This is a genomic window from Rhodovulum adriaticum (genome assembly GCF_004345735.1).
Classification (GTDB): domain Bacteria; phylum Pseudomonadota; class Alphaproteobacteria; order Rhodobacterales; family Rhodobacteraceae; genus Rhodovulum; species Rhodovulum adriaticum.
In genome coordinates this window covers 14259-26840 of sequence record NZ_SLXL01000009.1, presented here as the reverse complement: position 1 = coordinate 26840, position 12582 = coordinate 14259, and the positions used below count along the sequence as shown (strand labels likewise).

At 68.6% G+C, this 12582-nt stretch carries 9 protein-coding genes; 3 read left to right on the top strand and 6 right to left on the bottom strand.

What is annotated here, in order from left to right; translation table 11 throughout:
- Positions 1 to 321 precede the first annotated feature (321 nt).
- Positions 322 to 1746, bottom strand: a complete 1425-nt coding sequence (locus tag EV656_RS11750) for a YcjX family GTP-binding protein (RefSeq protein WP_132604183.1) — start codon at positions 1744 to 1746, stop codon at positions 322 to 324.
- Positions 1747 to 1850: 104 nt separating this feature from the next.
- Between EV656_RS11750 and truA the strand changes: the two genes are divergently transcribed.
- On the top strand, positions 1851 to 2624 hold the full coding sequence (gene truA / locus EV656_RS11745) for a tRNA pseudouridine(38-40) synthase TruA (protein ID WP_132604180.1): 774 nt from the start codon (positions 1851 to 1853) through the stop codon (positions 2622 to 2624).
- Between the two features lie 6 nt (positions 2625 to 2630).
- On the opposite strand, the gene EV656_RS11740 is transcribed toward truA, so the two are convergent.
- Positions 2631 to 3530, bottom strand: coding sequence for a murein L,D-transpeptidase catalytic domain family protein (locus EV656_RS11740; RefSeq protein ID WP_200276758.1), 900 nt, complete (start codon positions 3528 to 3530; stop codon positions 2631 to 2633).
- Positions 3531 to 3695: 165 nt separating this feature from the next.
- On the bottom strand, positions 3696 to 4949 hold the full coding sequence (locus EV656_RS11735) for an aminotransferase class V-fold PLP-dependent enzyme (RefSeq protein WP_132604177.1): 1254 nt from the start codon (positions 4947 to 4949) through the stop codon (positions 3696 to 3698).
- 154 nt (positions 4950 to 5103) lie between these two features.
- On the opposite strand from EV656_RS11735, the gene EV656_RS11730 reads away from it, so the two are divergent.
- On the top strand, positions 5104 to 6093 hold the full coding sequence (locus EV656_RS11730; RefSeq protein ID WP_132604174.1) for an NAD(P)H-binding protein: 990 nt from the start codon (positions 5104 to 5106) through the stop codon (positions 6091 to 6093).
- Positions 6094 to 6169: 76 nt separating this feature from the next.
- Positions 6170 to 8686, top strand: a complete 2517-nt coding sequence (locus tag EV656_RS11725) for a cation:proton antiporter (RefSeq protein WP_132604171.1) — start codon at positions 6170 to 6172, stop codon at positions 8684 to 8686.
- 6 nt (positions 8687 to 8692) lie between these two features.
- Here the strand turns inward: EV656_RS11725 and EV656_RS11720 are convergent, their stop codons facing one another.
- The 3 genes from EV656_RS11720 to glpD all read right to left on the bottom strand — a co-directional run bounded on the left by EV656_RS11720 (position 8693) and on the right by glpD (position 12482).
- Complete coding sequence (locus EV656_RS11720) at positions 8693 to 9682, bottom strand: UDP-2,3-diacylglucosamine diphosphatase (RefSeq protein ID WP_132604168.1); 990 nt, start codon at positions 9680 to 9682, stop codon at positions 8693 to 8695.
- Positions 9679 to 10803: a glycosyltransferase family 4 protein gene (locus tag EV656_RS11715; protein WP_200276755.1), complete on the bottom strand. Its 1125-nt coding sequence runs from the start codon at positions 10801 to 10803 to the stop codon at positions 9679 to 9681. The genes EV656_RS11720 and EV656_RS11715 overlap by 4 nt, the downstream gene beginning before the upstream one ends.
- A gap of 65 nt (positions 10804 to 10868) precedes the next feature.
- A complete protein-coding gene (glpD, locus tag EV656_RS11710; protein WP_425057178.1) occupies positions 10869 to 12482 on the bottom strand; it encodes a glycerol-3-phosphate dehydrogenase in 1614 nt (537 codons plus the stop codon).
- Between the last annotated feature and the right edge of the window lie 100 nt (positions 12483 to 12582).

The window sequence follows — 12582 nt, the reverse complement described above, 5'->3', positions numbered from 1 at the left end:
GCCGCTCGCGCTCTGCCTTCTCGCGCGCGGCCTGTTCGCGGGCTGCCTGTTCCCGGGCGGCGCGCTCGCGGGCGATCTGTTCCAGACGTGCGCGTTCCCGCTCTTGCCGTTCGCGGGCGGCCTGCTCGCGTTCGGCCCTGGCCTGCTCGGCGCGGGCGCGCTCTGCCGCTTGCTGCGCCAGGCGGTCGCGTTCGGCCTGCTCTTCCTCGGCCTGCTTGCGCTCTCGCTCGGCCTGCGCGGCCTTGGCGCGCGCCTCTTCTGCTGCGCGCTTGTCCCGATCCGGGTCATCGCCGTCCAGATCGAAAAGAACCGGCCGCTTGGTCATCGCAGGCGGTCCCCCAGCAGGAATTCGGCCACCTTGTCCAGCCGGATATGCGGCGGCCCCTCGCCCGGGCGCAGGGTCAGCTCGGCGGGCGCGAAATGCATGATGTTGTAATCGGCCTCCAGCCAGGCCGCGGCCCCTTCGCGGGCGGGTTCCAGCAACACGGCGGGATCCTCGGGCAACTCACCGGGATAAAGCGCCGCCTGCCGCCCGGTTTCCAAAAGCTTGCCGCGCACGCAGGCCAGTTCCTCGCCCTCGTGGGTGCGCATCTCTTCGACCGTGGCGCGCAGGGCGGCGATGGACATGGCCGCGGTGTCCGCACCCGCGAAATCGGCGCGGCGGCGGGCGTCGCGCATCAACTCCTGCATGATCGCGGTCAGGCGGGCGTGCTGGGTGTGGTGCAGGTGGTCGGCCTTGGTCGCGGCGAACAGGATCTTTTCCACCTTACGCCCGGTCAGCAGCGCGCTCAGCCACGGGTTGCGGCCGGGGCGGAAGGCGCCCAGGATTTCCGTCATCGCCAGGCGCAGATCCTCGACCGCGCGGGGCCCGGCATGGATCGCGCCCAAGGCGTCCACCAGCACGACCTGCCGGTCGATACGCGAGAAATGGTCACGGAAAAACGGTTTCACCACCTCGCGCTTATAGGCCTCAAAGCGGCGCTCCATCTCGCGCCAAAGGCTGCCGCGCGGCGTGGGGCGGTCCGGTTCGGGCAGCGGCACAAAGGTCAGCACGGGCGAACCCGCCAGATCGCCGGGCAACAGGAATCGACCCGGCGAACAATCGGAAAAGCCTGCAAGGCGCGCCTCTTTCAGCGCCTCGGTATAGGCGCCGGTCAGGGCCTGGGCGTGCGGTTCGTCCAGTTCGGCGGTCGGGTCGGTTTCGGTCAGCATGACGCGGAACCCATCGCCGCCCGGGCGCTGGCCCATGCGCGACAGGATATCGGCGGACCAGCCGGAATAGGTCTTGTCCAGCAGGGCCAGGTCCAGCAGCCATTCGCCGGGATAATCCACGATGTCCACATGCACCGTGCGCGGCCCGCGCACCGCCCCGATCAGCCCCGAGGGCCGCACCTTCAGCGACAGGCGCAGTTCGGATACCGCGCGGGTGGACTCGGGCCAGTGCGGCGCGGTGCCGGTCAACGCCGACAGGTGCGTTTCGTAATCGAACCGGGGAATCGTGTCGTCGGGCTGGGGCCGCAGATAGGCCGCCGTGATCCCGCCCGAGGCCGCCGCGCGCAATTGCGGCATGCGCCCCCGTTCCATCAGGTTGGCGACCAGCGAGGTGATGAACACCGTCTTGCCCGCCCGCGACAGGCCGGTCACGCCCAGCCGCACCACCGGTTCAAGGAAGGTTTCGGACACGCTGGCCGAGAACGTTTCCACGCCCCGCCCGATCCCGTCCGCGATATCGCCGATCCGAACCATGCGCCCTCACATTTCTGTCACATCAGTTAAGCACGTCAGGCCCGTCCTGCCAGCCCCCGACAGCGCCGATTGCCATGGATGCGTTGTCGCGGTAACCCCCCGCCATGCCCCGTTACGCACTGAAAATCGAATATGACGGCACGCCGTTTTCCGGCTGGCAACGCCAGGCCGATCAACCATCCGTTCAGGGGGCGGTGGAACGCGCGCTGTCGCGGCTGGAATCGGACGTGCCCTCTATCGCGGCGGCCGGGCGCACGGATGCGGGGGTGCACGCCCTGGGGCAGGTGGCCCATTGCGATCTGCGCAAGGACTGGGATCCCTTCCGCCTGGCGCAGGCGCTGAACTACCACCTGAAACCCGACCCGGTCTCGGTCGTCGCCTGCGCGCGGGTGGGGCAGGATTTCCACGCCCGGTTTTCCGCCCACGAACGCCGTTATCTGTTTCGTCTGGTCAGCCGCCGGGCGCCGGTCACCCATGACCGGGGCCTTGTCTGGCAGGTGGGCCATCCGCTGGCGCTGGCGCCGATGCAGGCGGCGGCGCGGTATCTGCTGGGGCGGCACGATTTCACGACCTTCCGGGCCTCGCTTTGTCAGGCGGCCAGCCCGGTCAAGACGCTGGACGCGCTGGAGATTTCGGAACACCCCTATCCCGGCGGGGCGGAGTTCCGCTTTCACGTCCGCGCGCGCAGTTTCCTGCACAACCAGGTGCGCAGCTTTGTCGGTACGCTGGAACGGGTCGGTGCCGGGGCTTGGGCGCCCGAGGACGTGAAAACCGCGCTGGAGGCCCGCAACCGCGCCGCCTGCGGCCCGGTCTGCCCGCCGCAGGGGCTGTATCTGGCCGGGGTCGGCTATGACCCCGACCCGTTCGGCGACGGTTAGGCCGCCCTATTTGCAGATCGGCAGGACCAGCGGCGGCTGTTTCGGCAGCCCGGCCCGCCATTCGTCGATGATCGGCTGAAGCGTCCGCTTGGGCCAAAACCTCGGCGCGCCGATTTCCGTCAGGCAGGTCGTGTTCCAATAGGGCCCGCTGCCCGACAGCGCGCCGCCGTTGCGCACCGCCTTTGCCACCGCGTCGATATCGCGCGACTCGGGGTAGATATACAGCGTTGTGGGGTTGTCCTCGACCAGGCCGATAATCTCTTCCGACGCATCGGGCGACCAGCTGGTACAGCCATTGCTGCGCCCGCCGGTATAGTTCACCAGCCGTCCAAAGGGGACATAGCCCTGGTCATCCGCGTAGGCACTGTCGGGATTTTCGAACCGGCATTGCCATTTCAGGAACACCGCCTGATGCCCGCCGATTTCCCGTTCCCGCGCGTTTTCGGTCTCTCCCTCGCCCTCGAACAGCAGAAACGTGCGATGGAAGGGCCGCTTTTCGCCCGCCTCGCGGTAATAGCCTTTGAACGAGGTCCGCGTTTCCGCCGTCACATAGGCCCCGCCCATGGTCAGCTTGGACCCCTCGGCATTGCTGAAATGCCTTGCACATTCCCGGCCGTTCGAAAAATCCGCGCGCCGCAGCTTGCGCCCGTTGCCATAGCCCGAGGACACCGCGCGGAACGTCTTGTCCGCCTCGCAAATAACGTAGAACCGCCCGGCCGGTTCACCATCGGGCGCGGTGCTGGGGCGCGTGGCATCCATCGCCAGATAGCAGGAATTCGCTATCGCGCCCGCGTCCCGCTTGCGCTGATACAGCGCCCGCGCGCGGTCCAGCACCACGGGCGCGATCTGCCCCTCGCCCGTGCCCACATGGGGGGCCAGCCAGGCCGGTATGGCAGCGACATCCATATCCGCTTGGGCAGAGTTTGCCCCCGGCAAGGTGGCAATCAGGATGGCGGCCCCGAAAAGGCGGAGTGACTGCGAAAGCAATGCGATCTTCCCCTGCTGGATCAACCCATCCGCAGACTAGCACAAATCGCACGTTCTTGGACGGGCAAGACGCCCGCGCCGCCCCTACCCCGCCGCGATATCCCGCATTGCGGCCAGGAAGCGGGCGACCTCCTCTTCCGTGTTGTAGTGGCACAGCGACACGCGCACGCAGCCGTCCAGCCCCAGCGGGTCCAGGATGTTGCCCGAGTAGTGATCCGCCTTGCGCGTGTGGGTGCGGATGCCTGCGGCGTTCAGTTTCTCGACGATATCGACCGCCGGCACACCCGCCAGCGCAAAGGAAACCAGCCCCTCGCGCCGCGGATTGTCGATGCCGCCCAGAACGCTGATCCCCTCGATCTGCGCCAGGCCGGGCAGGTTGCCGGTGCCGTGCAGCATGGCCTCGGTCAGCCGGGCCTCATGCGCGTGGATGGCGCGGCCCGCGGCCTCGATCCGGGTGCGGCGTTCGTCACTGTCGGTGAAATTCCCGCCCAGCCAGTCGAAATAGGCGACCACGTCGGAAAAGGTGGCGTAGGCCCCGGTATCGCGCGTGCCCAGTTCCCACGGGGCGCCGGGCGCGTTCATCAGCCCGTCATGGGGCAGCGCGGCCAGCCGGTCGGACAGCCAGGCCAGGCCGTAGCCGTGGCGCGAAAACGCCTTGTAGGGGGAAATCACATAGCCGTCGATGTCACAGGCGGACAGATCGATGCGCCCGTGGGCGGCGTGCTGGATACCGTCCACGATGATATAGGCCTCGGGCGCGACCTTGCGGATTTCGGCGGCAATGGCGGCGATGTCCACGCCCATACCCGTAACGGGCGAGGTATGCAGGATCGTGGCCACCTGCGTATCGGGCGTCAGGTCCGGCACATAGGCCGCCGCATCGACCGACCCCGTCGCATCGTCATGGGCGACCAGCACATGCGCCTTGCCCGAAAGCGGCGCATAGCGGTTTGCCGCGCTGCGCGAGGCCGGGTGTTCCAGGGTAGAGCCCAGCACCCGCCCCGCCCCAGTGCCCAGGCAGGCCGCCCCGATCAGGCGGAACAGCAGTTCCGTCCCGCTTTCGCCGACGATGAACTGCCCGCCGGGCGCGTTGAAGAACGTGGCCATGTCCCCGCGCGCCTTGGCGATCACGTCCATCAGTGCGGCGGCGGCGCCGTTCGCGCGGCCCTGGTTGTCGGGGATCGCAGCAAATTTCGCAGAGGTTTCCACAACGGAATTCAGCGTCAGCGCGCCGCCGGCGTTTTCGAAAAACACCCGCTCGCCGGTAAAGGGGCAGCTGTCCACATGGGCAAAGCGCGCGCGGATCTGGTCCATCAGACCGGGAACGGTGTCAAACATCGGGGAACCTCCATCTCAGGGCTGCGCGAGAGAACCGCAAATCCGGCCCCGCCGCAAGCCGGGTCGCGCCGCCGCAGGGCGGGTTTGCCCCTTCATCATCCCGGCCCGCTTGCCTAAGCTGGCGCGCGATAGCCACCAGCCCGGAGACCGCACCATGCCCGACACCGCCCCCACCCCGCGCCGCGTCCTGATGCTGGGGGCCACGGGCACGATCGGCCGGGCCACGGTGGCGGCGCTGGCCGCGCGCGGGCATCAGGTGGTGTGTTTCACCCGCCCCGGCGCGCAGGGCGATCCCCGCCGCGGCCTGCCAGAGGGCGTAGAAATCCGCACCGGCGACGTGACCGACGCGGGATCGCTGGCCCACGACGGGTTCCGCGGCGAACGGTTCGATGCGGTGGTGTCGTGCCTGGCCTCGCGCACGGGGGCGCCTCGCGATTCATGGGCCATCGACCACAAGGCCCATTCCGACGCGCTGGCCGCGGCCCGGGCGGCGGGGGTTGCGCAATTCGTGCTGCTGTCGGCGATTTGTGTGCAGAAACCCGACCTGGAATTCCAAAGGGCCAAGCTGGCCTTTGAGGACGAGTTGATGAAATCGGGCCTGACCTGGTCCATCGTGCGACCGACCGCGTTCTTCAAATCGCTGTCGGGTCAGGTGGAACGGGTGAAACAGGGCAAGCCTTTCCTGCTGTTCGGCGATGGGCGGCTGACCGCGTGCAAGCCGATCAGCGATGCCGACCTGGGCGCCTATATCGCCGAATGCCTGGACGACCCGGCCCGGCAGAACGCCATCCTGCCCATCGGCGGCCCCGGCCCCGCCATTACCCCGCTGGAACAGGGCGAGATGCTGTTCGGCCTGCTGGGCAAAGAGCCGAAATTCAAGCATGTCCCGGTGGCAATGATGGATGTCATTATCACCGTGCTGTCCACCCTGGGCCGGGTGTCGCCGAAACTGCGCGCCAAGGCGGAATTCGCCCGGATCGGAAAATACTACGCGACCGAGTCGATGCTGGTGCTGGACCCCGCCACCGGCCAATACGACGCCGACGCCACGCCCGAGGCCGGCACCGAAACCCTGCGGGACTATTACGGGCGGCTGATCCGTGGCGAAGAAACCGTCGATCTGGGCGAACACGCCATGTTCTGAGGCGCGGCACCGCGCCACCGCATCCGAGGTGCGCAAAACCATTCCCGACCCGGCGAAATCGCGCTAGGCCGGAGATATGGATATCGTCGTCCTGACAACCGTTGTTGCCGCGCTGTTCGTGGTGATCGCCCTGGCCGAGCCGCTGGCCGCCTGGGCGCGGCTGCCCTACAGCGTGATCCTGGCGATCCTGGGTATCCTGATTGCGGCCGGGGCAACGCTGCTGCTGCGCAGCGGGATGAGCGGCGCGTTCAACCCGGTGGCAGAGGCGATCCTGGCCCTGCCGATCCGGTCCAACGTGTTCCTCTATGTCTTTCTGCCGACACTGCTGTTCCAGGTGACGCTGGGCATGAACCTGCGGCGGATGCTGGATGACTGGGTGCCGATTCTGGTGCTGGCGGTCGTCGCGGTGGTGGTGGCCACCCTGGCGGTGGGCTATGCGCTGGCCTGGGTCAGCCCGCTGCCCCTGGCCGCCTGCCTGCTGGTGGGCGCGATCGTGTCCACCACGGACCCCTCGGCGGTGGTGTCGATCTTTCGCTCGCTGTCGGCGCCGCGGCGACTGTCGCGCATCATCGAGGGCGAAAGCCTGCTGAACGATGCCGCCGCCATTGCGCTGTTCGGGCTCTTCATGGGCTTTGTCATGCTGGGCGTGCCCGATCCGGGGCTGGTCGATGCGCTGGCGCGGTTCCCGGTGCTGATCGCCGGGGGCGTGGCAACGGGATGGCTGGCCGCGCGGGTGGCGGTCTGGCTGATGGGGCTGTTCGGGCGGCATGAGTTGGCGCAAATCACCATCTCGGTCGCTCTGCCCTACCTGGCCTATATCGGCGCGGAACAAAGCGTCGGCGCATCGGGCGTGATCGCGGTTGTCGCGGCGGGGCTGACGCTGAACCTGACGGGGCCGGGCCGCCTGCCGCCGCAGGCCTGGGCCAACCTGCGCGAGATCTGGGATTTGCTGGCCCATTGGGCGGGCGCGCTGATCTTTATCCTGGCCGCCCTGCTGATCCCCCGCCTGCTGGAAGAGGTGCGGCTGAACGACATCGCGCTGGTCGGCGTTGTCATCGCCGCGGCCATTGCCGCGCGGGCGGTCATCCTGTTCGGCCTGCTGCCGCTGCTGACACTGATGCGGGCGTCACCCGCGGTGGAACGCCGCTATCGCGTGGCGATCCTGTGGGGCGGTTTGCGCGGCGCTGTCACCCTGGCCCTGGCGCTGGCCGTGACCGAAAGTTTCCGCGTCCCGCTAGAGGTCAAGCGCGTGGTCGGCATCCTGGCCACCGGCTTTACCTTGTTCACCCTGATCGTGCAGGGCATCACCCTGCGCCCGGTGATCCGGGCCCTGGGGCTGGAACGGCTGTCCCCGCTGGATCAGGCGTTGTCGCGGCAGGTGGTCGCCGTGGCCCTGCAAACCGTGCGCGAGGACGTGGCCCGCACCACCGAAACCTACGAACTGGAACACGACACCGTCCGCGCCGAGGCCAAGCAGTTCGGCGAGCGGCTGGACCAGGCGGTGAAAGCCACCGAGGAAAACGAGGACATCCAGGACCGCGACCGGATCACGCTGGGGCTGATCGCGCTGGCAGGCGCCGAACGCGACGCCGTGGTGGCCCGGCTGCGCGAACGCACGGTATCGTCACGGCTGGCCGAGCGCCTGCTATCCGACGCCGACCGCCTGATCGAGGGCGCGCGCACCGGCGGACGGCTGGGCTACAAGCGGGCCGCGCGGTATGGGCTGGCCTATCGCCGCACCTTCCGCGGGGCGGTGTTCCTGCACAACCGGCTGGGCCTGTCGCGCCCGCTGGAACGGCTGACCGCGAACCGTTTCGAACGGCTGTTGTCAAAACGGCTGATCCTGCGCGATCTGGGCGGCTTCATCGACGGGCGCATCCGACGCATCCATGGCCGGCGCGTGGCCGAATTGCTGCACGACCTGCTGTCGCGCCGGATCGAGGCGGTGGAAACCGCGCTGGAGGGGCTGCGCCTGCAATATCCCGGCCATGCCGAGGAATTGGAACGCCGCCTGATCCGCCGCACCGCACTGCGGCTGGAGGAACGCGAATACGAACTGATGCGCGAGGACGGGCTGATCGGGCCGGAACTGTATACCGCCTTGATGCAGGACATCACCGCGCGCCGCGCCGCCGCCGAAGAGCAGCCCAGGCTGGACCTGGCGATGAGCGGTATGGAAATGGTGCGCAAATTCCCCCTGTTCGCCGACCTGGACGAGGACCGGCTGGGCCGTCTGTGCAAGGCGCTGAAGACCCGCTACGTCAATGCCGGAGAGGTGATCCTGCGCAAGGACGCCCCGCCGCGGCAGGTCTTTTTCATCGCGTCGGGCGCGGTCGAGGTCGAGCGCGCGGGCCAGACCTGGCGGCTGGGCCGGGGCGAGATGTTCGGCCAGCTGGCCGTGCTGATGCAACGCCCGCGCCGAACCGAGGTGCGCGCCATCGCCCCCTGCATGCTGCTGGAACTGGACGAGGCGCGGTTCCGCCGGTTGCTGAAGCGCAGCCCGATCCTGCGCGCCGGGGTGCGCGACAGCGCCGGCAAGCGTGGCATCGCGGCAGATGGCCTGCTGTCGAACACGCCCGCCCAGGGCGGTTAGGCAGGGTCAGGCGGTGGTCTGGCGCAGCACCCGGTCGCCGGTCACCGGCGCCGGGTCGGGCGCGGTCAGGGCAGGCGTGCCGGCGGCGGGTTCGGCCACATGCGGCGACGACCATAGCGCATGGATCATGCGCACCAGCCGCGCGGCGTCGGGATGACGGGTGCCGGGCTGACGGGGCGGCAGGGACCGCAGCCGGGGGTGCCCCGGCACCGGGCGCGCCGCCGGCCATTCTATCATTTCCAACTGGCCTTCCAGTGTTTCCACCAGGGCGGTGTGCATCTCTCCGGGGGCCTTGGCCCCGGTCCACGATCCGCAATTGGCCAGCAACAGCCCGCGCTGTTCGCGCAGCACCGGCAGGTGGCTGTGGCCGCACACGATCCCATCCAGCCCATCCTCGGCCACCCGGCGCAGGGCGCGCTGGTGAAAGCGGTTGGCCAGGTTCAACGCGTTCTTGGCGATCTCCTTGCCCAGCGACCAGCGGCGGCCATCCTGCGGGCCTGTGGGCGGCTCGCTGGGGCGCGGCCGGACCAGCGCGCGTTCCACCAGGAAGGACCAGGCCCGATCGGCCAGTTTGGAACTGCCCCGCGTCAGCGCCCCGTCGAACTGGTCGCCATGCATCACCAGGAACTGCCGCCCGTCGCGGGCGCGGTGGACGATGCGTTCCTCGACCCGGATGCCGTATTTGCGCAGCAGCACCGGGCGGAACAGGATCGCCAGCATGTCGCGCAGCCGTTCGTCGTGGTTGCCGGTAATCAGCGTGATCCGCGACCGGCGGCGCAGCGCCAGCAGGCTGTCCAGAAATTCGCTGTAGTCGCGGTTCCAGTACCAGCGCTTTTCCAGCTTCCAGCCATCCAGGATGTCGCCCACCAGATAGAGCCGCTCGAAATCATGCGCCCGCAGAAAGCCGTTGAGCGCCGCGATATCGGCCCCCTTGTAGCCCAGATGCAGGTCCGACACGAAGACGCTGCGCACCTTGCGGGGCGCGGGCTCGCTCATCTCTGGATCTCCGCGGCATGGGTGTGGAACACGCGCGCGACCTCGTCCCAGCTGTAGCGAACCTTGGTCACGGCAAAGCGGTCCGCCCGCGTACCAGGGGCGGCCAGCGCGCGCCGAACCGCGCGGCCCAGGTCATCGTCGATGGCGCCCAGCAGCGGGTCGCCGGCAATGATGTCGCGCGGGCCGGGCGTGTCATAGGCCGCCACCGGCAGGCCGCTGGCCAACGCCTCGATCACTACGTTGCCAAAGGTGTCCGTGCGCGAGGGGAAGACAAAGACATCCGCCGCGCGATAGGCATCGGCAAGCGGCTTGCCGGTCAGCACGCCGCGGAACTCCACCTCGGGGTAGCGGGCGCGCAGGGCGGGCAGGCTGGGGCCGTCGCCGACCACGACCTTGCGCCCGGGCAGGTCCAGTTTCAGGAACGCCTCGATGTTCTTTTCGGGCGCGACGCGCCCGACATACAGCATCACCGGGCCGTCCGCCGTGGCGGGGCGTTCCGCGCCGGGATTGAACTGGTCGAAATTCACGCCGCGCGACAGGCGAACAATCCGGTTGGCAAAGCCCCAGTCGCGCAGCTGCGCCTCGATCGAGGGGGCGGCGACGTAGATATGGTGCGAGGGCGCGTGAAACCGGCGCAGCATCGCCACCGACGCCGACGAGACCGGGCGCCGCAACGCGCGCGGCGTGCGCACGGCCAGATAGGCGGGGAAGTTGGTATGAAACGCGGTGGAAAAGCCCACACCATTGCGACGGCACCAGGCCCGCGCGGCCCAGCCCAACGGTCCCTCGACCGGGATATGCACCGCCTGGGGATCGAATTCCTCGATCTTGGCGGCCAGCGCGGCACCCGCATTCAGCACCAGGGGGATTTCCGGGTACGAGGGCAGCGCGACACTGCGGAATTCGGCCGGGCCGATCACCCGCAGATCCACGCCACGCGCACGCAGGGCGGCGCCCAGATGTTCGTAGGTGCGCACCACGCCGTTGACCTGGGGCGCCCAGGCATCGCTGACGATGAGAATGCGCTTGGGCAGGGACGCCGTCACCGAAACGGGGACAGCCTGCGCGACCGCACCGGGAATGCGCCCAAGGGACGTGAGACCACCCATCGCAAGGGTCATGGCCATTCCTTTCACCGCTGAAAACGTTTCCAGACCGGGTAGCGGCGGCACATGACAAGTTCGTGTCAGATCGCGACTTGCCCCGCGACATGTTGCACAGGCGCACCGGCGCCCTGCGCCGTCATCCACGCGTCCACGGCCATGGCCTGTGAACGGGACAGCCGCAGGCCCAGCTTGGTCCGGCGCCACAGCACATCGTCGGCGGTGCGGGCGTATTCATGGCGCATCAGCCAGCGCAGCTCGGCCTCGGTCAGGGTGGCGCCGAAATCGCGGCCCAGATCGGCGGCGCTGCGCGCCCGGCCCAGAAGATCGGCGGTCTCGGTTCCGTATGTGCGCACCAGGCGATCCGCCCAGGCCGCACTCAGGAACGGGTAGCGCGTGCACAGATCGGCGGCCAGCGCGGCCTGACCATCCACCGGGAAATCGCCGCCGGGCAGGGGAACGCCCGCCGTCCAGTCGCCGCCCGCGCCCGGAAAATGCGGGGCCAGACGGGCCAGCGCGGATTGGGCCAGACGGCGATAGGTGGTGATCTTGCCGCCAAAAACGCTCAGCAGCGGCGCGCCGTCCGCATCCAGCCGCAGCACGTAATCGCGCGTCGCCGCCGACGCACTGGCCGCCCCGTCATCATACAGCGGGCGCAGTCCGGCAAAGCTCCAGACGACATCGTCGTCGCTGACCGGCTGGCGCAGGTAGCGGTTGACGAATTCCAGCAGGTAGCGCCGTTCCGCCAGGCTGCAACGCGGGGGTTGGTCGGGATCGGCCTGTTCCGCATCCGTTGTGCCGATCAGGGTGAAATCGTCCTCATAAGGCAGGGCAAAGACGACGCGGCCATCGGGGCCTTGCATGATATAGGCCCTGTCGTGATCGAACAGACGGCGGGTGACGATATGGCTGCCACGCACCAGGCGCACGCGGTCGGGCGTCTGCACGCCCAGCCGATCCTGCAGAACGGTGCCTGCCCACGGCCCGGCGGCATTGACCAGCGCGCGGGCCATATGCGTTTCGCGGGTACCGGTTTCGGTGTCCTCGGTTTCCACCTGCCACAGATCCCCGGCCTGGCGGGCCGAGATAACGCGGGTCCGCGGCAGGATGCGGGCGCCGCGCGCCTGGGCATCGCGGGCGTTCAGCACCACCAGCCGCGCATCGTCCACCCAGCAATCGGAATATTCGAAACCGCGTGCGAACCCGTCCGCCAGCGGCGCCCCCTCGGGGGCGCGGGACAGGTCCAGCGTCGCGGTGCCGGGCAGGATCTTGCGACCGCCCAGATTGTCATACAGGAACAGCCCCAGCCGAATCATCCAGGCCGGACGGCGCCCGCGCGCCCAGGGCATAACGCGCCCCAGCAGCCGCGCGGCGGGGGTCTGCGCGTCGAAGCGCATGCCCGCCTGCCACGGCAGGACAAAGCGCATCGGCCAGCTGATATGCGGCATCGCGCGCAGCAGGGTTTCGCGTTCCTGCAACGCCTCGCGCACCAGGCGAAACTCGAAATACTCCAGATAGCGCAGGCCGCCATGGAACAGCTTGGTCGAGGCCGAAGAGGTCGCGCCGCCCAGATCGCCCTGCTCGGCCAGCGTTACCGACAGCCCGCGCCCGGCCGCGTCGCGCGCGATCCCGCAGCCGTTGATGCCGCCCCCGATGATGAAAAGATCGCTGATCGTGTTTCGGTCGGTCATGGCCATGCCCCCACATCCTGTGCCCCCGTGATGCCAGAGGATGCGCGAATCTTAAAATGAAATTTTCGCTTATGTTCGTTTTGTGATTGAAACAGCCCCAAACGCC